General features: G+C 45.0%; 11 protein-coding genes and 4 tRNA genes. 5 read left to right on the top strand and 10 right to left on the bottom strand.

Annotation, left to right across the window (positions count from 1 at the left end; all coding sequences use genetic code 11):
- Nucleotides 1-4: 4 nt before the first annotated feature.
- Together IEY09_RS09010 and IEY09_RS09015 are read right to left on the bottom strand one after the other, a co-directional pair.
- Nucleotides 5-1123: an efflux RND transporter periplasmic adaptor subunit gene (locus tag IEY09_RS09010; protein WP_037423385.1), complete on the bottom strand. Its 1119-nt coding sequence runs from the start codon at nucleotides 1121-1123 to the stop codon at nucleotides 5-7.
- A gap of 20 nt (nucleotides 1124-1143) precedes the next feature.
- Nucleotides 1144-1716 carry a TetR/AcrR family transcriptional regulator gene (locus IEY09_RS09015; RefSeq protein WP_188870735.1) on the bottom strand — a complete coding sequence of 191 codons (573 nt, stop codon included), beginning with the start codon at nucleotides 1714-1716 and terminating at the stop codon, nucleotides 1144-1146.
- Nucleotides 1717-2042: 326 nt separating this feature from the next.
- Here IEY09_RS09015 and rep point away from each other — a divergent pair, with 326 nt between their 5' ends.
- Nucleotides 2043-4058 carry a DNA helicase Rep gene (gene rep / locus IEY09_RS09020; protein WP_037423389.1) on the top strand — a complete coding sequence of 672 codons (2016 nt, stop codon included), beginning with the start codon at nucleotides 2043-2045 and terminating at the stop codon, nucleotides 4056-4058.
- A gap of 20 nt (nucleotides 4059-4078) precedes the next feature.
- Here the strand turns inward: rep and IEY09_RS09025 are convergent, their stop codons facing one another.
- On the bottom strand, nucleotides 4079-6709 hold the full coding sequence (locus IEY09_RS09025; protein ID WP_188870737.1) for a sensor domain-containing diguanylate cyclase: 2631 nt from the start codon (nucleotides 6707-6709) through the stop codon (nucleotides 4079-4081).
- A gap of 207 nt (nucleotides 6710-6916) precedes the next feature.
- Between IEY09_RS09025 and IEY09_RS09030 the strand changes: the two genes are divergently transcribed.
- The 4 genes from IEY09_RS09030 (at nucleotide 6917) to IEY09_RS09045 (ending at nucleotide 7343) form a co-directional block, all read left to right on the top strand.
- Nucleotides 6917-6993 (top strand) — tRNA-Arg (locus tag IEY09_RS09030).
- A gap of 52 nt (nucleotides 6994-7045) precedes the next feature.
- A tRNA-His gene (locus tag IEY09_RS09035) sits at nucleotides 7046-7121 on the top strand.
- A gap of 15 nt (nucleotides 7122-7136) precedes the next feature.
- Nucleotides 7137-7213: transfer RNA gene (locus IEY09_RS09040), tRNA-Pro, on the top strand.
- 53 nt (nucleotides 7214-7266) lie between these two features.
- Nucleotides 7267-7343: transfer RNA gene (locus IEY09_RS09045), tRNA-Pro, on the top strand.
- A gap of 192 nt (nucleotides 7344-7535) precedes the next feature.
- Here IEY09_RS09045 and IEY09_RS09050 read toward each other — a convergent pair.
- From IEY09_RS09050 to IEY09_RS09080, 7 genes are all read right to left on the bottom strand, one after another.
- Complete coding sequence (locus IEY09_RS09050) at nucleotides 7536-9455, bottom strand: bifunctional diguanylate cyclase/phosphodiesterase (protein ID WP_188870739.1); 1920 nt, start codon at nucleotides 9453-9455, stop codon at nucleotides 7536-7538.
- Nucleotides 9456-9463: 8 nt separating this feature from the next.
- Complete coding sequence (locus tag IEY09_RS09055; protein ID WP_037423398.1) at nucleotides 9464-10171, bottom strand: transglutaminase-like cysteine peptidase; 708 nt, start codon at nucleotides 10169-10171, stop codon at nucleotides 9464-9466.
- Nucleotides 10172-10189: 18 nt separating this feature from the next.
- Complete coding sequence (locus tag IEY09_RS09060) at nucleotides 10190-10795, bottom strand: OmpA family protein (protein ID WP_037427723.1); 606 nt, start codon at nucleotides 10793-10795, stop codon at nucleotides 10190-10192.
- Nucleotides 10792-12207: a type I protein secretion system protein AggA gene (gene aggA / locus IEY09_RS09065; protein ID WP_047535307.1), complete on the bottom strand. Its 1416-nt coding sequence runs from the start codon at nucleotides 12205-12207 to the stop codon at nucleotides 10792-10794. Before aggA ends, IEY09_RS09060 begins: the two co-directional genes overlap by 4 nt.
- 26 nt (nucleotides 12208-12233) lie before the next feature.
- Nucleotides 12234-13616: an HlyD family type I secretion periplasmic adaptor subunit gene (locus tag IEY09_RS09070; protein ID WP_037423406.1), complete on the bottom strand. Its 1383-nt coding sequence runs from the start codon at nucleotides 13614-13616 to the stop codon at nucleotides 12234-12236.
- Nucleotides 13613-15790, bottom strand: a complete 2178-nt coding sequence (locus IEY09_RS09075; protein ID WP_047535309.1) for a type I secretion system permease/ATPase — start codon at nucleotides 15788-15790, stop codon at nucleotides 13613-13615. The genes IEY09_RS09070 and IEY09_RS09075 overlap by 4 nt, the downstream gene beginning before the upstream one ends.
- Nucleotides 15791-15882: 92 nt before the next feature.
- Nucleotides 15883-20495: choice-of-anchor K domain-containing protein (locus IEY09_RS09080; protein WP_188870740.1), on the bottom strand; the 4613-nt coding region annotated here is incomplete at its 5' end.

A 20495-nucleotide genomic window follows, 5' to 3' on the forward strand; every position in this document is an offset into this window, starting at 1 on the left:
CCTATTACAGCTTTGGCATAGTGTCGGAGTGGGTCAGGGCTTGGTCTTCAACCACTGTCACTTTACTGTTGTTACTGAGGCGAATTTGCCCTGAGGTGACAATGCGATCTCCCGCTTTTAACGCGCCACTCACTAGCGCGTTATTGCCGTTACGCTCTAATACCGTCAGGTTGATTTGCTCGACTCTAGCCAGCTTTTTACCGTTTTCTTCGACCTCTTTGATGAGGTAAATAGAGTTACCATAAAGGGTAAAGTTGATGGCGGTTTGTGGCAGTACAAACTGATCGTTCAGTTCTGGCAATAGGATGGATACTCGGGCAAACATCCCGCTACGCAGTTTGGCGTTATCGTTAGGAATGCGTGCTTGCACTTGGATCAGACCGCTTTGGTAAAACACGGCGGGTTCAATCGCGGCAATTTCACCTTCGAAGGGTTGCTCAGGATAAGAGTCCACAAACACATGGATTTTTTGACCTACGGCAATACGAGGTAATTGGGTTTGCGGAATAGTGAAGCGGATTTTCATTGTGCTGATATCTTCGAGACGCACAATATCGGTACCAGGCTGAAGATATTCACCTAAGTTAATGTTACGAATACCCACTAAACCACTGAAAGGCGCACTGATTTCACGGCGCTCGATAGTGGCTTTTAAACTTTCAATATCCGCCTGTAAGGCCAGGTATTTAGATTCACTATTGTCTAAATCCTGTTTAGAGACTGACTTTTGCGCATAGAGTTTTGAAAGGCGTTTGAAGTCGGCCTCAGCGGCGGGCAGTTGTACCATTTTGCTTTTAAGGTTGGCTCTTTCCACTTTGGCATCGAGTTCGGCCAGTAGTTGGCCTTTTTCCACTCGGCTACCGTTTTCAAAATTAATGCTGGTGACGCGTCCTGCTAATTCGTTGGAGATGGTTACCCCTTGATGCGGCTCAACAAAGCCAATCGCATCAATTGTGGGTTGCCACTTTTGCATATCTAATGTCATGGCTGTTACAGGAAACTCAGCCTCTGGCATATTGGCGATCGCCTCGGCGATTTTATTTTTTACCATCAGGTTAAAGCCGATCACTGAGCCAAAGGCAAGTACAGCGATCGCTAGCATACTTAGAGTCCATTTTTTCATGGTGCTAAAGATTCCTAGAGTTAAAGTTGAAGATTGATTGAAATGGCCTTTAGGCATAATTCACATGCCCGCCGGATTTCATTTTCTGTACATTCCAAATGGCCTCGCCGTAGGCGTTTGCCTATGGCAATAGCCGGCTCAAAGGCGATAGAAAACAACAAGGTATTATCAAGCTTTTGAATCATTCCTTGGTTTTTTGCCTGCTCAAATAATTGGTGTAGCGGTTGAAATATTTCTCTTTCAAATGCTTGGTGCTCAGGTGCATCTACCCCTGGGAGGTGGGAATACTGAGCAAAACTCAAATTTGTATGGGATTGTTCACGACCCAGTTCAACAATCTTGAACCATAGGCGGCGAAATTTTTCGTCAAAGCTGCCTTCATTAATGTTTTCAAGCAACTTGCTGGCAATTTGTTGTAATACGTCTTTACGCAGTTCAATGATCAAATCTTCTTTATCTTTGAAGTAGCGGTAGATCGTACCTGCGGCAACGCCTGCATCTACTGCGAGTTTTTGCATTGAAAGGTTATGTAAGCCTGCTGTCGCAATGATTTTTTCGGCGGAGCGAAGTATCAAGTCGCGTTTGCTATCCATTCTATTTCCACGTGTTTATAGATGTGAATGAACGTTCATTCACGTGGAATTTTACTGTGACTTATCAAGATTAGCAACAAGTTAGCTTAAAAAATGGCTAAAGTGTGAGTTGATATCTTAATTTTGTGCCGAGCTTGCCTGCATGCTGATTGCAGCATGTTCAGATGGTTTTGGGGAGTAGCGCCTTCAAAGGTTTGCTCATTTGAAGAAGCTATGAATTCTCATTGCTTGCTCAATTGATATCTGGGGATTTATTGGCCTTAAAACCTTCGCTTCTGCTATGATCCGATCCCCCTTCTGAAGACTTGTTTGGATATTGCGCGACGATGAAACTCAATCCTGCCCAAAATGATGCCGTTCATTATGTTTCTGGGCCTTGCTTAGTATTAGCGGGCGCGGGCAGTGGCAAAACGCGGGTAATTATCAACAAGATTGCCTATCTAGTGCAAAAGTGTGGCTACAATGCCCGCAATATCGCCGCGGTGACCTTTACCAATAAAGCGGCGCGTGAGATGAAGGAGCGGGTCGCACAGTCTATGGGGCGTAAAGAGGCTAGAGGTTTATGGATTTCGACCTTCCATACCTTAGGTCTTGAGATTGTAAAACGTGAGCATAAAGTGCTGGGTTTAAAGCCTGGGTTCTCGTTATTCGATGACCAAGATACGCTTGCGCTCCTTAAAGAGCTGACTCAAAAAGAATTACAGGAAGATAAAGATTTACTCAAAGCCTTGGCAAGCAGCATCTCCAATTGGAAGGGCGGGCTGATTATTCCCGACCAAGCGCGCAAGCTGGCAAAGGATGAACAGCAGCAGTTGTTCGCCCTGTTGTATCAGCGTTATGCCCAGCATATGAAAGCCTACAATGCTTTGGATTTTGATGACTTAATTCTGCTGCCAACCCTATTGTTACGCCATCATGAAGAAGTGCGTACGCGCTGGCAAACCAAGATCCAATACCTGCTGGTGGACGAATATCAGGATACCAACACTTCCCAATATGAAATGGTCAAGCTACTGGTGGGCGAGCGCGCGCGTTTTACCGTGGTGGGGGACGATGACCAATCCATCTATTCGTGGCGTGGTGCTAAGCCGCAGAACTTAGTGCTGTTGGGCAAAGACTTCCCAAAGCTTAAGTTGATTAAACTTGAGCAAAATTATCGTTCTAGCCAACGCATTTTGCGGGCGGCTAACATCCTTATCGCCAACAATCCCCATGTGTATGATAAGTCACTATTTAGTGAATTAGCCTACGGCGAGCCGATGCGGGTGCTGTTTGCTGCCAATGAGGAACAAGAAGCCGAGCGCGTGGTCGCCGAAATCATTCGCCACAAATTTGTCGGCCGTACCCAATTTGGTGATTACGCAATTCTGTATCGCGGTAACCACCAGTCTCGCCTACTTGAGCGGGCGTTGATGACGAACCGTATCCCTTACAAGCTAAGCGGCGGCACTTCGTTTTTCGCCCGTGCCGAGATTAAAGACATCATGGGCTACCTTAAACTGGTGGTAAATCCTGACGATGATAACGCCTTTTTGCGGGTGGTTAACTTACCTAAACGGGGTATTGGTCCATCCACCTTGGAGCGTTTGGGTAACTTTGCCAACGAGAAACATATCTCCATGTTCGAGGCGATTTTTGATCCTGAGCTGAATCATCATTTACCACCTAATGCCATGTCAGCCTTGTATCAATTTGGCCGCTTTATTGTCGATACGGGCGAGCATGCCGAGCGGGGAGAACCGGTTGAAGCCGTAAAACAATTGATCCGTAAGATTAATTACGAAGACTATTTATACGAGACCAGTACCAGTGCGAAGGCCGCCGAAATGCGGATGAAAAACATCTCCGAGTTGTATCGCTGGGTGACGGAAATGCTCTCTGGGGATGAGTTAGATGAACCTATGACCTTGCCCGAAGTGGTTAACCGCCTAACGCTTAGAGATATGATGGAGCGTAACAGCGAAGATGAAGGCGGCGATCAGGTGCAATTAATGACGCTGCATGCCTCTAAAGGGCTGGAATTCCCCTTCGTGTTTATGGTGGGGGTTGAGGAGCGCATTCTGCCGCATCAAACCAGCATAGATGAAGATAATGTTGATGAAGAACGTCGTCTTGCCTATGTGGGGATAACGCGGGCACAACGTGAGCTATGGTTCACCCTCTGCCGTGAGCGTCGCCAGTTTGGTGAAACTATGCGCTGCGAGCCGAGCCGCTTTCTGCATGAGTTACCGCAGGATGACCTTATTTGGGAAAACCGTAAGCCACAGCAAACAGAGCAAGAGCGAATGCAGACCGGGCGCAGCCATATCTCGAATTTAAGAGATATGTTTAAGAAGTCTTAATTAATCATGTAATTGCAGTTTTAGGCGCAAACCTGATGCAGGGTTTCCACTAAGGTAAAAGGGTGGGCTATGGCACTACCCTGGCCGAAGCGATAACCTAGTGCATTGAATATATTGATTTGCTCAGGGTGATGAAGTCCGTCAACAAAGGTTTGTAAGTTTAAGGTTGAGGCCGCCTTTTGATAGGCAGACATCAGCTTTATGTGTTGTTCATCTTGCAGTTGTTTCGTGATATTCGCATCCAGCTTTAAGCCTTTTACAGGGAGGAATAACAAACTGTTTAACGCACTGTGGCCGCTTCCGTAGTGGCTAATCCCTAAGTTAACCCCCTGCTTATTTAATAATTCAAAGCCGCTTATGTGGTTCTCTGTTTCTTGAACTAAGGCTTTTTCATTAAAAAATAACCATAGCTGCGGGAGAGGAAGCTGAGTTTGTTTGAGCGCATTTTTAAGACCACGAAGTACATGCTTGTGTTTAAGATGTTGACTGGAAAGCATAAGGTGTAAATCAAGGTTATCTCCATGGCTCACAACGAGCTGGTGATAATGCTTATTCAGTAAGTTAATTGCATACTTATCCAACTCAACCATGAGGTTAGCTTGCTCAGCTAATTGGCTTAAAACTTCGTGCGGAATACTTCCCCATACGGGATGCTCCCAAATTAATCGACACTCAAAAGCATGGGGTTGTAGAGTCTGTAAATCAACTATTGGGAGAAGATTGAGTTGTAACTCCTCTGCTTGCAGCGCCTGTTTAAAATCATTCTCGAAGGCAATATCCTGGATTTTTTGCTGTGACGCGCTATCGTCAAAAATGACATAACAACCTTTGCCATTCGCCTTGGCTTGGTACATTGCGGTGTCGGCATTACGCAGCATGGACTCACTAGTATCCAGCTTATTACCGCTAATGGTGATCCCAATACTGGCTCCTGAATGGAATTCAACAGCACCTAATTTGTAGGATTGTGAGATTTTTTGAATGACCCGTTCGGCCACATCACGGGCATCGTTGATGCCGTTGATGGTATCGAGCAGGATAACAAACTCATCGCCACCGAGTCTTGCCAAGGTATCGTTGCTACGGATGCAGCCGCGTAAGCGAGTGGCGGTTTCAATTAAGAATCTATCGCCCTCCAAATGCCCCATAGTATCGTTAATCTGCTTAAAGCGGTCGAGGTCGATAAACAGCAGGGCAAACTGTTCTAGGCTATGGCGGCGAACATGTTTGATAGCCTGATTGAGACGTTCCATAAACATCGCACGATTGGGCAATCCTGTGAGCGCATCGTGTTTGGCATCATGAACGAGTTTAGCTTCCATATTACGGCGCTGACGGATCTCTTTCTCTAGGTCCTTATTGAGCTCAGCGAGTGCAGTTGTACGAGCTGCAACCTTTTCCTCTAGTTCTTCATAGCTGCGGCGTAATGACTCTGCAGCGAGTTTTTTCTCGATAGCAGCACCGATATGTTGTGACACAAAGGTGAGTAACTCCAAGTCTTTCGTTTGGTAGTTTTGGGTCATGCTAAAGCTATAAATGGTTAGCGCACCTCGTACTACATCATGGATAAACAGTGGGATACCTATCCATTGATGCATTGTTTGCGTGTGATTAAGTGCGGGGGCCTTAGCGTAAATTTCTTTTGAGGCAATCAAACCATGAATATCATTCTGGTCTAGCAGTAGTGGACGTTTGTGTTTGAGCACATACTCCGTAAGCCCATCCTGTAATGGCCGAGTCCCAGGGTGTTGGTTACCTAATTGGGAAACGTAAAACGGGAAGGTTAAGTGGGTACCTTGTTCATTTAGCAGTGCGATGTAACAGTTATTGGCAGGAATAAGGTGCCGAATCACATTATGTAGCTGTGCATAAAATTCAGGATTATCTGAACTAGAGCTTGCTAGTTCTGCTATTTCAAATAAGGATTTTTGCAGCCGCTCGGCTCTGCGTCTTTCATACACTTCTTGCTTGAGCTTGTCATAGGCTTGGCTAAGCTCTTTAGTTCGTTGTTGTATTGCTTGCTCTAGCTGTTCTTGGTGCTTAAGTCTTTCCATCACGCCAGCAATATGGTGACAAATAAAGGTCATTAACTCGACCTCGATATCGCCATAACTGACATTAGTATCATAGGTTTGTACTACCAGTACGGCAGTGACTATGCCTTCATGCTTGATGGGCACTCCAAGCCAAAGGTGGCAAGGAGAACCTAAATTGACGATTTCCTCTGCTTCGACCAGCTCTTCAACCTTGGATTCATCGCATAGTAGGGTTTTTCCTGTGCGAAAAACGTAACCAGTTAATCCTTGTTGCAACAGCGTTGATAGGGATTGCTCGGGATAAAGCTGGGCAGGATGGGCATCTTTTTCATCGGCAAAGAAGGGAACCGAAATAGTGTTGGTATTGATATCGAGAGTAGCGATAAAAAAATTATCAGCAGAAATAAGCTTTTTTAGGTGGTGGTGAACCCCTAAATAGAATTCTTCGAGGGAAGGAACCTGAGTGGCAATATGGGATAATTCGAGTAACGCATTTTGAACGATCTCCGCCCGCTTGTACTTATGCGCCAAATATTTAAGGCGATTAAGTCTTTTTTTTAAGCGTTCAAGCTCAGGAGCTCGAGGTTGGGTAGTTTCATCTTCATCCCTAAACATGATACTCACTAATCAGTTCTGCGTTAATTGTTGCCAAACGTTATAATTAGCACGAAATACCGTAACATCCAAGTCATATTTTAACTGTGTTTTCGCTGAAAAAGCATGCTAATGTATCAAAACTTGAGCAGTCAGTAAAAAAAGTGCAAAACAGCTATAGACTCAAAGGCTATTTGTCCATACTATATGCGGCGCTAACCAAGGCGAGCGCCCATAGCTCAGCTGGATAGAGCGCACCCCTCCGGAGGGTGAGGCCGAAGGTTCGAATCCTTTTGGGCGCACCATCTCTCCGAATGAGTTGTGAGCTTGAGGTTAGCAGTAAAGTGAAATTCAGTGGTGATTGTAGCTCAGTTGGTAGAGTCCCGGATTGTGATTCCGGTTGTCGTGGGTTCGAGCCCCATCAGTCACCCCATTTCATTTAACATCTCGGTGATTAGCGCAGTCCGGTAGCGCATCTGGTTTGGGACCAGAGGGTCAGAGGTTCGAATCCTCTATCACCGACCACATTCTTCGCATAACTAGCGCGTTTGAGTTTTCAAGCAAATAGTTAACAGTTACGGTGATTAGCGCAGTCCGGTAGCGCATCTGGTTTGGGACCAGAGGGTCAGAGGTTCGAATCCTCTATCACCGACCAATTACACTGAAGCCTCAGAATTTCGAAAGAAGTACTGAGGCTTTTTTGTATTTGTCTCTTGGTACTGTTTTGCTATTCGTATCTTGCTGGCTCGTTGTGATTGCATGACATGGTGCTGCGAGGATTCAAGGCCGTTAGCAACATCTCAAATAATTAAGGCTCCCGAAGGAGCCTTAATCAATGGTATTCGATTTAGTCGATATTTTCTGGCGGGACAATGAAGCCCTGATAGGCATCCGTTTTTAGCTCATTGAAGCGCTCTAGCTGAGCCTTTTCTTGAATTCCTGTCACTATCACCTGAATATCTAATCCTCTAGCTACATTGATAATCGCACGGCAGAGCTCGCTATTATGTGATGCTTCGTCATAGTAAGAGAAAGATTGGTCAAGTTTAACGTAACTTGGTCTTAGCTCTTGGAGGTAAGACATGGAGCCAAATTGTCTACCAAAATGGTCAATACCAAATTTAGCACCATTGTCCCTAATAATATTGCAAAGGCGAGTACAGGATTCTAAGTCGCTATAAACCCCCGCTTCAGGGATCTCAAAGCAAATCCGTTCAACCTGTTGAGCCGTGCGGAGGAAGTGATTAAGCCAGTCGTGGAACTGTGTATCACTAATACTTTGATGCGTTAAGTTTATCGCTAAAGGCTCGTAATGACGCTCAAGCAGTTTTTGCTCGTAGACAGTCTCAATGAGGCATTTATCGAGTAATGAGCCGAGTGACAGCAGCTCTATGTAAGGCATAAACTGGCCAGCATGAGCGAGCTTATCACCCAGCTCGAGTTGGCAATAGAGCTCTCTTTGGCTCACGCCATCGCCATTACAAAATTGGATAGGTTGCCAACGGAACTTGAACTTTTTGTTGCTAATGGCGTGGCTAAGATTGTCGCGCCATTGTTCTCGGGTGAAAAGTTGTTGTTCAGTTGTCTCGAACCAATGGAAGGTTTTATTCTCTTTGAGCGCTTTTTGCAGAGCGTTGTCTGCTTGGGCAAGAATATCGGAGACCTTCATTTGGCCAATCCGTTCAGCCACCCCAATCGCAAAATTCTCATTGGGCTTACAACCTGCTTTTGATATTTCTTGATTGATTGTGCGGATCAGCGTTTGCAAATATTTGCTAATTTGATCATGTTCTACATCGGTCACAAGGAAGGCAAACTCAAATGCGGCAATACGCGCAACCACAGAGGGAGTGATCTCATTTAATTGCTGGACTAGTTTTTCGGCCAATAGGCGAATGGTTTCATCGCGAACCTGATAGCCATATTTACTGTGAACTTCTTCGAGCCAGTCTAACTTAGCTAAGAACAGGGCGCCGCTGCTCGGTTCGCTTAACCAGCCATTGAGACGGCTCACCACATATTGGCGATTAGGCAGTCCTGAGGCGGGGTCTGTGAGATTCTTTTTGCGTAAAGAACCTACCTCCTCATCGAGTGATTGGAAGAGCTGTTTTAGTTGAGCTGACATGCTATTGAACGCGGTAACGAGATCTTTGAGTTCAGTGGTTTTAGGCAAAGGCATATCTGGCCCAAACTGGCGAGCCGCAATCTTTTTAGCATGATCAGATAAAGCGTGTAGTGGTTTTAAAATCCAAGTTAATCCTAATCTTGCGGTAAAAATAGCGACTAAAAACAGCAACGAAAAGGCGATAATAGTATTGGACATGATGCGCCATAATTCATGGTAACCAAATCCTGGGTGCGCAGTGATTTCAAGCTGAGCTAGCTGTAACCATCCTGAGGTAATCGTGCTTTCTTTTTTGATGGTTTTAAATAGGTTCAAATTGATAAACCATTGAGGTACATCATCAATTTTAATAGGGTTAGCCCATTCTTGTTGTTTACCGTCAACCATCCAAGTCAGTTTAATATTTTTATAATAGCCGCCTTCAAAAATAACGTTGACTAAGGTTTCTGCGGCTGCAGTATCACCCGCCTCAAGCGCGGGAGTTAGCATTAATCCAAGCGAGGTACTGGCATTGTTTAGATCCGATTCCATTTGCTTGGTCAAAAAGCTTTGAGTCTCAGTAAATTGCACATAGCCAAGACTTGCTACTACTAACAAGAATAGGCTAAAAAGCAGCGAATAAATCTGTCTAAACAGTGTCATCTTGGGTGCTACTCCAGTTTTAATTTGGGCTGTCTTAAGCGATCAACCCCTAACCTATGGTTTAGGTCATTCCATTTTTCGAGTCGTGTTGACGAGCCAGCTAAAACGCCTCGTCCCTGTTCTTTGTTAAGCCATAACTGTTTACCGTTAAAGCTGTATACGGGTATAAGATCTTTACGCTGAGTTGCGGGTTTGATGACATGATCAAGATTATCAAGCACTAAAGGGATGGAGGAAGGGGTATCATAGTAAGCTAATACCATATGATACTGATTAACACTGGTGGCTTTAACCATGGTGATCCGCATTTTATCCTCGGGCACACCTAATTGAAGCAGTGTAAAATACTTGGCGATTGAAAAATCCTCACAATCTCCACCATTGACTCCAATAAACTCCATTGGAGTGGCCCAATAGTTTGATTCTCCCCATAATTTTATATCATCAACGAAGCGGAATAAGTTAAAAAAGTTATTAACTTTCAATAGCTTTTCTTTTTCGTCAACCGTGTTTGCCTCTGCTAATACTTTAAACCAAGCTCTTGCTCGCATTCCTGCTCGCTCACCATAGCGTTTTTCTAGCGTTGAGGTGATTTTTGCTTCATCGAGTGTTTGGGTTGGTGCCGCATACAGGCAACTAATCCCCAACGCAGACGCAATTAGGCTTGAGCGGCAGGCGCGAAAAAATGCATTTATATCCTTTGGCCTGCCGTTCATAACCTACTCTGTTAGCCCTTATTTGGTGTCATCGACGGAATAAATCGTCCACTTCATATCTGTAGCGGTGTCATCACCCGTCACTTCAGCGACGACTCGGCGATTACGAATTTCTGCTTCAGGTGTCTGTTCTAAAACGACTGGACGACTTGAGCCATATCCTATGGCGGTGAGTCGGCTTCTGTCGATACCAAAACGTTCGGCAAGAACGGCGGTAACGGCATCAGCACGTTCCTGTGATAATACCGAGTTTCTTTCATCTGTACCCGTACGACTTGTGTGTCCTTCAATGGTCACCTTCGTTGTGGGGTATTGACGTAAGAATATTGCGATCTCTTCAATTTGCGGGTAATACTCAGGTGCAATGTATGCTGAGTTATTGGGAAATAATACATTGATTTCCTTACGCTCATTAATTGATTTGATCTGACCACAGCCGTAGTTATCCGTGCCTGCACCTTTAACAGTATCGTTGCAGCGTTCACGGGCTTCAACTACTCCATCACTATCCTTATCGGAAAGATCGTATGCTTGAGTTGTTGTCATATCTTCAATATTGACTGTATCACGCATGGAACAACCTGCTAAAAGCGCCACGCTAAGGAATAGGATAGTGGTTTTCATTGGTTGGCTCCTCCTTCGTAGCTACGCTCTCCGCGCCATGCTTCCGGACGCGTCACTTTCAGTGAGTCGAGTAAGCGGCCTGTCGCGTTAAGCACGCGATATTTGGCAATGATTTCATCATATTCAGCTTGTAAGTAGTCCTTACGTGCTTCGAACAATTCATTCTCAGTATCAAGTAAGTCGAGTAAGCTGCGTTGACCAAGGTTAAATTGTTGCGCATAAGCGGACTGAGTATCTTTAGCTGCAATGACATGGTCACGAATGTATTGCTTTTGAGGTGCTAACATTTCGTAGGCGTTCCAAGCTAGATTGACGCCCTCAACGACTTCTCTTTGAGCGCGTTGACGGATTTCTTTGGCTTCACCCAGCTTGTAGGCTGATTCTTTTTCACGAGCGAGGTCTTTACCGCCAGCGAAGAGGTTATATCTTACTCGCACCATAGCGACGATGTCGTTGCTATAACCACCTACATTTTGGCTCGCTAATGCACTTACGCCATCTTCGCCACCCACATCATTGTTCCAGCTACCGTTTAGCTCTAACGAAACTTGCGGGTAATAGTTGGCTTGGGCGGATGAACGCTCATTTTCAGCAGCACGAATATCGTTTGCTGCAGATTTAAGGATAGGATGATTTTTCTCTGCGTCAGCTAAGCTACTGTTTAAATCCTTTGGTAACATATCGGCATCTGGAACGGGTTGAATTAAGTCAACTGGGTCGGCAGACACAACTCGGATAAATTGCGCTTTAGCATCGAGCAAATTATTTCGAGCAGAAATCACATTCGCATTTGCCCTTGCAAGACGGCCTGATATTTGTGATAGATCGGCTGTTGAGCCTAGACCTGAATCAGTACGTTGCTTGATTTGATCATAAATTTCTTTATGGCTGTTAAGATTTTTTTCAGCCAGCTTCAACACTTCATCAGTACGAAGGTAGTTGAGATAGACTTTGCTGACATCCAATGCCATATCTTCAGCAGCAGCAAGTAAGGCCCACTGGTCTGCACTGGCTTCAAAGCTATAACGGTCAACTTCACTGCTGGTATAAAAACCATCAAAAAGCATTTGTTTTAGGCTAATACCAAACTCACCGCGGTTGAGTTCCGCGACGCCATTGCTATCAACATCGCCGACGTTTTTGCGTCGACGAGTTGATACGCTATCCGTCTGCTCGTAGCCATAGCCACCAGTGAGATCGACTGTTGGCATATAACCAGCAATTGCCTGATTTACTTGCTCTTCTCTCGCTTTGAATCGGTTAAACGCCACTCGTAGATCTGGGTTGGTATCGAGCGTGTGCGCAACCGCTTGCTCAAGCGTTTGGCTTTGAGCCGATAGTGGAAGCAAGATAGCTGACAGCAGAACCGCTATTTTTGAACATTGAAATTGTCGTCTTACTAAAGTCTTCATTGCAAACCTCCCGGTTTATAACAGGCTTAACGCTCTCTGAGCGCTGTGTCCTTAGCCCTTAAAATTGGATTTAAAATGTACTCAAGAATGGATCTTTGTCCGGTGATAACGTCAACGCTAGTTAACATCCCCGGTATAATTGGCATCTCTGTGCCATCGTCTTTTATCAAACTCGATTCTTCGGTTCTTACCTTTATAAGGTAGAAGCTATTTCCTTCTTCGTCCTGTGATGTATCGGCACTAATATGCTCTACTGTACCTTTAAGACCACCGTAACGGGTAAAGTCATAGGCAGTCACCTTAACTACTGCAGGTAAGCCTGTATGTAAAAACGCAATATCCTTAGGTAAGATCTTGGTTTCTATCAGTAACTGGTCTTCAGATGGCACGATTTCAACTATATCAACTCCGGGTTGAACCACGCCTCCTAAGGTGTTGATATGCACAGTCTTAATGGTGCCGTTTACAGGGGAAGTTATAATCGCTTTGCTAACCTTATCTTGGGCTCCCACCTGTGCTTCGTTCATTCTGGATAAACGGGTTTGTGTTTCGTTAAGTTGTGCACGAAGATCTGCAGCGTAAACAAATACCGCTTCACGGCGCTTTAATATTGCTTCATCTAATGCTGCTTTCAGTTTCGGTCTAAGCAGTCTCAATGAGTTTAATTCCCCCTGAGCATCGTTCACTGCGCGTTCGAGTTTAAGTAATTCAACTTCGGGCACAATCCCTTTTTTAGCCAGAGGCCTCGTAAGCTCTAACTCCCTAGAAATCAACTGCATACTGGTTGTTAAGGTCGTCGTTTTTGAGGCAAGGTCATCGATTTCTTGTTGCCTTTGTTGTATCTGACGAACCAGAATCTCCAGTTGGTTGCTCAGATTATCTAAGCGACCGTTATATTCTTCCTGTTGTCTTTTCACTAGGGCGGGTTCTGCCTCATGAATACTATCGGGAAATACTAAAGCTTTTTTGGTAATTTTAACTTGTTCACGCCAGTCAGAAGTCATATCAGAGATAAGAATGCTATCTAATTCTGCGCGCATACGGATGGCATTGGTTTTTAAGCCAAAGACCTCTTGCTCTTGCTGGGCAAAATCGGAGCGAAAGCGGGTATCATCAATCCGTACAAGTGGCTGACCTTTAGTGACAATATCACCCTCTCTCACAAAGAGTTCTTGCATGATACCGCCGTCAAGACTTTGAATGACTTGAACTTGAGAAGAAGGGATAACTTTCCCAGAACCCGTTGTCACCTTATCCAGTTTGGCAAAACCTGCCCAAAGTAGAAAACACACAACCATGGCAGCTAATGCCCATATGATGAGCCTATGTCCACTTGGGGCATCGGTCATCATGGCACCGTAAACATCATCAACCATGTCTAAATCATTTGCCGTTAGATTTTTACTCATTGTCTGGAGCCTCCATTTACAAGGCCAAAATTGAGTTTTTCTAACACTTCAGCTTTAGGACCATCGGCAACAACGTGTCCCCTTTCAAGCACAATAATACGGTCAACTAATTGTAATAAATGCATTTTATGAGTGATTAATAGCAAGGTTCGATCCTTGCTGACATTTTGCATTGAGCGAATAAACTGTTGTTCTGCTCTCGCATCTAAACTGGCTGTAGGCTCATCCATTAGCAATACTGGCGGATCGTTGAGAGTCGCCCGAGCTAGGGCAACGGTTTGTCTTTGTCCACGACTAAGAGACATGCCACCTTCGCCGACTTGTTGATCTAGGCCTTCAGCCTCCAAATGGGTGAACTGACTGACACCTGAAAGCTGTACTGCACGGATAAGTTGATGCTCTGTCACTTGGCGAGTACCAAAGAGAATGTTATCTCTTATGGTACCGTGGAAGAGGGTGACGTCCTGCGGTAAGTAACCAAAGTTACGGCGCAGATCGCTAGGATGAATTTGTGCCGAATCGACCCCATCGTAACGTAGGCTACCGGTTGTGGGTTGGAACAGTCCAACGAGAAGTTTGGCTAAGGTACTTTTACCTGAACCATTACGACCGATAATTGCAACCCTTTCACCTGGGTTGATGGTTAATGAGAGCGGGTGAAGCACTGGCTTTTCTGAGCCGGGATAACTAAATCCAACATGGTCAGCATTAATTTTTCCGATTAAACGCTGCTTACTCACCAAGTGGCCTTTATTTTCAAACTCATCTTCCTGCACCATGAGCTCATTGAGTTGACGTAGTGCACTGGCTGTGTGGTTGGCGCGCGTCATCAGTCCTGCAAGTTGTGCCATTGGCGCTATTGCTCTGCTCGATAACATCACCGCAGCGATGATCCCCCCCATAGATATAGCGTTATCAGACACACGATAAACGCCTAAAATCACCACACATACAACGGAAAATTGCACAATAAAGTTAGCGAAATTTGAGACTGAGTTAGACAGTTTTTTGGATCTTAATTGCCAGTTAGCGCTATGGCCGATCATTTGTTGCCAACTTTTTTGGACAATACCTTCTGCGCCGTTGGCTTTTATAGACTCTAACGCCGAAAGACTTTCTATCAAATGCCCATGTTTTAAGCTGGAAAACTTATTACCTTCTTCAATCGCCGCTTTTAATTTAGGTTGGGTATAAAGTGTAAAGCCGATAATGATCAAGCCTCCCACGACAGGGATCACGGCTAAATCACCTGCAACAATATAAATCACGATAAGGAAAAAGAGTGCGAAAGGAAGATCGACAAGTGTTGTTATCGTTGCTGAAGTTAAAATTTCCCGAATATTGTCAAATTCTCCCAGTTGTTTTGCCATACCACCAATGCTTGGGGAACGTTTTTCCAATGGAATACCAATTGCTTTGGCAAATAGCTTCGACGAGACAATGATATCAACTTTTTTCCCAGCCACATCAATTAGGTAGCTTCTAAGTTGCCGCATAACAAGGTCAAATAAATAGGCAATTGATGCGCCAATCGCTAATACCCAAAGGGAGTCAAAAGCTAAATTAGGTACGACTTTGTCGTACACATTCATAATAAACAGGGGAGAAACTAAGGCAAATATGTTGACCAACACCGAGGCGATTAACGCATCTCGATAAATGGGCGCGGAGTCTTTTAAGGTTTGGACTAACCAGTGGGTTTTATTATCGTGCAAATAGACATCAAACCCCATGTCGCCACGATATTCTTGTTTGACTAAGAACAAATAGCCTACATACAAAGTTTCAAGTGACTCAATGGTGAGTTTTTCTTCACCGCCCGTTTCTGGCAGTTGGATGATTGCTCTATCTGATTCGAGGTCTAATTCCCGCAGAATACAGGCTTTCTTGTCTTTTAATAATAAAATACAGGGTAGCAGTATCGGCGAGATCTCATTTAAACCCTTACGAGATAATTTTGCTGCTAACCCTGCACGAGATGCTGCTTGAGGAAGCAGGTCGGGTGTTAATACCGCTCCAGACAAAGGCAAGCCTGCCGCAAGTGATTCACTTGAGCATGGATTACCAAAATGTTCAGTCAGAAGCACTAAACAATCTAGCAGTGGGTCAACAATTACCCGCTGTGATGCGGATATCGTCCACTGCTCAACTTTTTCAGACGCTGTAACAGGCACCTAATTATCTATCCTTTGATTTTTTATTTACTTATCAGAAGTATCGGTCATGATGGCCTATATTTCTATAGGCCATCCGAACTGATTTTTTATTAAGGAATGATATTGTTGTGTGGATCGGTCAGTGGTGTCACTCCTTGAGGTGCATCAGGTGTTACTGGTGGCGCTGTATCAATAATGAGTGGGCCATTACCATTGCTTCCGAGCAATCCATTAATAATACCCGCATTATCCGTTGCACCAAATTGGCTATAGAGGTTAACCCCATCAAGCACAATATGTTGATCGAACGTGCCATCCTTGTTTGCATCGATATCGATCACGGTTGAACCATTGTTTAAGCTAAAGCTTAGATAGCTTTCTAACGTGCCAGCCGTTTCTCCTTGGAGTAAATCACTCAGATCGAGCTTATCTTCACTCACATTGAAGTCCATGATGTGGTCTGTGCCTTTGTCAGCATCCGCATAGCGCCATACGAAGGTGTCTGCGCCACTATCGCCACGTAGTACATCATCACCAAGGCCACCAATTAAGGTATCGTTGCCTTCACCGCCGCGAAGCGCATCGTTATGGCTGCCGCCGTCAATATAATCATTTCCTGTATGACCATAGAGAATGTCAGAGCCGGATTGACCATAAATTCGGTCATCACCGCTGCCACCGTTCACAACATCAGCTCTTTGAGATGCAACATCATTGGCTAATAACAAGCCATCGTTATCAACGATGCTATTTGTACCGCTTAATGTGCCTGTCATTATATGGTGAGTTGATAGAGCATTCACTGATAACTCAAGTTGGTCATCAGTTCCATAACCAATTGCACCAGTTTTGCCAGCGTATATAACGTCATCGCCCTTACCTGTTTCGATATGATCATTACCGTCACCGCCACTAACCACTTGAGCACTACTAGTGGTATAGCTCTTGTTGTTAGCGCCAGATGCAACGACTTCTTTACTTGAGCTATTGGTAATTATGCCGCTTTGACCTCCACCAAATGAGACGTTGAGTACTTTTTGTCCTGCAGAGTTTGCTTTTTCTCCATGCTCGACAATGATTGTGTCATTTAAGTTAGAGCCTTGAGTTGAAATCAAGTTAGCGTCAGCAATATTGATACCATTGGCATTGACCGGATTAACATCAATCTTCAAGGTGGCACTTGCTTTATCACCGTCGCCATCTTGGGTGGTGTAGGTGAAGGTTTCGATTGCTCCCGTAGCAGGAATGGTGTTTGCACTCGCCGTTAATTGGTATTGGTAAGTACCATCAGCATTAAGGACTAGATTACCGTAGGTTCCTATTATCGTTGTGCCAACTTGACCAGAAACGCCAGTATTTGTGTGGTCTCCTGTGGCGACGCCAATTACTGTCAGCACGCCATCGGCACCAGCCACATCATTGGTGAGCACATTGCCATCAGTGTGAGGCAGAGTGTAGCCATTTCCAGCCACCATACGTACGACTAACTCATAGCTAGTAGCAGCACCCTCATTGGTGTAGATAGAGGTAACAATGTTGCCATTAGTGTCTTTAAATCCAACAACCTGCATTGTATACATCTGACCTTCGTAGTTAAAGGTGACACTGGTTTGCCCAACAGTAACTATATCGCGTGATGAAACAGGATCATTGCTATTTGGTGTTTCATTATGACTAAAGTTAAGCGTCAATGTGACTGGAGTGACTACGCCGTAAGCATCAGTTACGTTAAATGTCACTTTCATTGTCGCTGCAGTGATTGAAGTTCCAGAGTCAATAGAATAGTTATAGTGCGTAAATTTACCCAGCACTATGTCTTGGTTTAAAGATAAGGAGCCATTTAGTGCAGCGTCATTATCAGCAAAACCATAACCTGACTGACTACCATTGGTAGAACCCCAGCGGAGTTGATCGTTACCGTTATCGTTATCAGGACCATCGTATGTGTTGACATAGGTTCCGCCAGCAACACCAGTCCAGTTGGCAACAATGCCTGAGAAGTTGAAGGAATCAACCACCACATCAAGCTGAGCCGTGTCGTTCTGGGCAAGGTTAACATCATCTGCGACAGTCACGGTCACATTGGAATGTGCGGTATTGCCGACACCGTCGACGGCAATAACCTGAATACCATTAACAGTTAGGCTGTTGGTGTTGACGCTGTGTGGCAGATTCGTTAACAACTGAGCGGTAACGGTGACATCACCTTGCTCACCTGCGTTGATGCGATCCCAATCTAGAGTTAAACGAATGGCCTCACGCCCATACACAGTACCAATTAACTGACCTTGATCATTAACTGCCCAATGAATTTGAGCGTTGATGCCCACTACAGAGATATTACTAATATCGCCAAACTGGAAGCTGCCAATTGAGTTGCTTCCAGACTTAAAGCTCAGTGTTTGGACACTTGAATCTGGTGCTCCTGCCTGTAGATCTGCTTCATTCAAGGTAGCAAAAGTATTAGGTGTCAGTGCTACTGGCACTAGCGGTGTTGTACTTGGTGGGTCTAAATGTACATTCAGATTACCAGATGATTTATCCCCATCACTATCAGTAGCGGTTACAACAAAGCTCAAATCGAGACTTTGGCTTGAGCTCACAATGGTTTGTGCTGTAGTGCCCGTAAACTGGAAGCTAGTTCCGCTTAGGGCTGATAGCTCAATGTATGCGATAGAACCCACATTTTGGATGAGCTGACCATTAGTAATATTACCTTCATGCAACAAGTTACCTTGATCATCATAGGCCTTATAGTGGATTTGTGTGGCCCCTGTAAAGCTAAAGCTTGCAGTCGCTGCATTTTCTGAGTAATCCACAATTAATACTTCATCACCATTCACAAATGGATTTGCAACACCGAAACCATTATTAGTGCCGTTTACTTGAGCAACGTTATTATTGCCGTCACGTGCAGTCAGGGTGAAGGCAATGTCTGCATCTGTGGGAATCTTAGTAATGTCGTTGTAAACACCATAACCATGGGTTACAGGATCATAAGTGACATATACCGCTTCACCAATGCCTCCTTTTCCTCCTACAAGTCCAGCGATTTGTATGGTTGCGAGCTTATCAATACCCTGATTCATATCGAAAATGTATTGACCAGTAGTTGCATTGGTCGTAAGGGTAAAGATTAATGTCTGATTAGCACCATGGGTATAGGCGGAAGTTGTGCCGCTGGTATCGGTATAGGCGATCAGGACATTTGGATGAGCTGGGTCGACATAGTAATAGACAGTGAGTCCGCCCGCAGTAATGCCTGAGTCGGCGAAGGTTGTGCTTGTGCCGTTCCAACCTGTCACGTTTGCACTCAGACTCACGCTGTAGTTATCCGTAGCGGTATGGTCATTACCATCTGCGCCTAGGATATTAAGAGTGCCAACAATATCGACTGCCGTAGCACTATTGACTCCAGAGCCAGCACTTGGGGCAATATTAATCACGTCATCATTGATGGTAATGCTTACATTGCCCGTCAATACGCTATTATCGGCACCTACAGCCTCAATGACGATTCCATTAATCAGTGAACTGAGATTTTCGCCACTTAATCCATTAACTTGCTTGATGTTGTCTAATAACTCAACATTGACAGTAACTGCATCCGTAGTGCCCGCTGCTAACCCTGACGTCACAGAAGTACCACTCAGAGTGACTTTAATTACTTCAATACCATCGATGGTTCCTACTAACGCACCATTCGCGGCTAGCGCCCAAACGATACTTACTCCTGCAGCTAGGTTAGTTGCCGCAGAGATAGAGGAAGCGTTAAAACGGAACTGTGAAATATTCTGATTACCTGCAGTAAAGCTAATAGTATTAGAGAAGGTGTCAGGAATATTATCGCGTAGACTGCTTTCATTAACTGTTACGTTGCAAGAGTTAGGTTGATATACAGTCGCAGTATCGGAGTCTTGTGCAGAGGTGTTACCGAAAGTGTCGGTTTGCGTTGCAGTCACAGTGATGCTTTGACCAGCAGTAGGCGCGGCTTCGCTCCAGCTGATAACGCCGTTAGCGTAGGTAAAGTTACCAAAGGTAAGGGTACCACTGCCATTATCAGTGAAGTCGGTAAAGCTCAGTTCAATTGCTGTACCACCATTAATGGTGAGCGTGACATAACCGCCGGCCACAAATTCTGCACCATCAATACTCACACTTATCTGCACGTCTGCGCCGCCGCTAGCGATCTCGCTGGCGGTCAGTAGACCATCACCTGGCATGCCATCATCGACGATCCAGACCGTTGGTGAGGCTGGTGGAGTGTCGTCCAGATCTTTTTCAAACAGAGTGATATTAGCATCAGAATTCGCCCCATTGTTGTCAGTGGCTGTCACTACATAGACACCTGAGTTTGGTGCCTGTTCAAAATCGTTGACTGCTGCGGCAGCGCCAGAGGCAGTCATTGTGACTTTGCCTGTATTGTCAATGGAGAAGTAACCATCTTCACTAACGGCATGGTAGCTGCCATCTGCCCACTTGAAGCTAAAGCCTGTCACTGTGCCATCGATATCCGATGCCACCACATTAGCTACAACAGCACCTGCAATCTGATTCTCGAAGTAACCAAACTCTTGATTACTGATGATAGGCGCATCATTGGTGCCGACGATAGTGATGGTCACCAGTTGATCAACCCAGGCGCCCTTGTCATCGGTGACGCGCACGGTGAAGGTGAGCTGTTGGCTCTGACCTTCCGCTAAGGCTTGGGTGGCGGCCTTGG

Source organism: Shewanella xiamenensis, from assembly GCF_014647135.1.
GTDB classification, from domain to species: Bacteria; Pseudomonadota; Gammaproteobacteria; order Enterobacterales; family Shewanellaceae; genus Shewanella; species Shewanella xiamenensis.

What these genes read in the sequence shown, in the direction of transcription:
- aggA (WP_047535307.1), bottom strand. Translation starts at nt 12,207, where the DNA reads ATGAAGACTTTAGTAAGACGACAATTTCAATGTTCAAAAATAGCGGTT.
- IEY09_RS09070 (WP_037423406.1), bottom strand. Translation starts at nt 13,616, where the DNA reads ATGAGTAAAAATCTAACGGCAAATGATTTAGACATGGTTGATGATGTT.
- IEY09_RS09055 (WP_037423398.1), bottom strand. Translation starts at nt 10,171, where the DNA reads ATGAACGGCAGGCCAAAGGATATAAATGCATTTTTTCGCGCCTGCCGC.
- IEY09_RS09060 (WP_037427723.1), bottom strand. Translation starts at nt 10,795, where the DNA reads ATGAAAACCACTATCCTATTCCTTAGCGTGGCGCTTTTAGCAGGTTGT.
- rep (WP_037423389.1), top strand. Translation starts at nt 2,043, where the DNA reads ATGAAACTCAATCCTGCCCAAAATGATGCCGTTCATTATGTTTCTGGG.
- IEY09_RS09010 (WP_037423385.1), bottom strand. Translation starts at nt 1,123, where the DNA reads ATGAAAAAATGGACTCTAAGTATGCTAGCGATCGCTGTACTTGCCTTT.
- IEY09_RS09050 (WP_188870739.1), bottom strand. Translation starts at nt 9,455, where the DNA reads ATGACACTGTTTAGACAGATTTATTCGCTGCTTTTTAGCCTATTCTTG.
- IEY09_RS09025 (WP_188870737.1), bottom strand. Translation starts at nt 6,709, where the DNA reads ATGTTTAGGGATGAAGATGAAACTACCCAACCTCGAGCTCCTGAGCTT.
- IEY09_RS09015 (WP_188870735.1), bottom strand. Translation starts at nt 1,716, where the DNA reads ATGGATAGCAAACGCGACTTGATACTTCGCTCCGCCGAAAAAATCATT.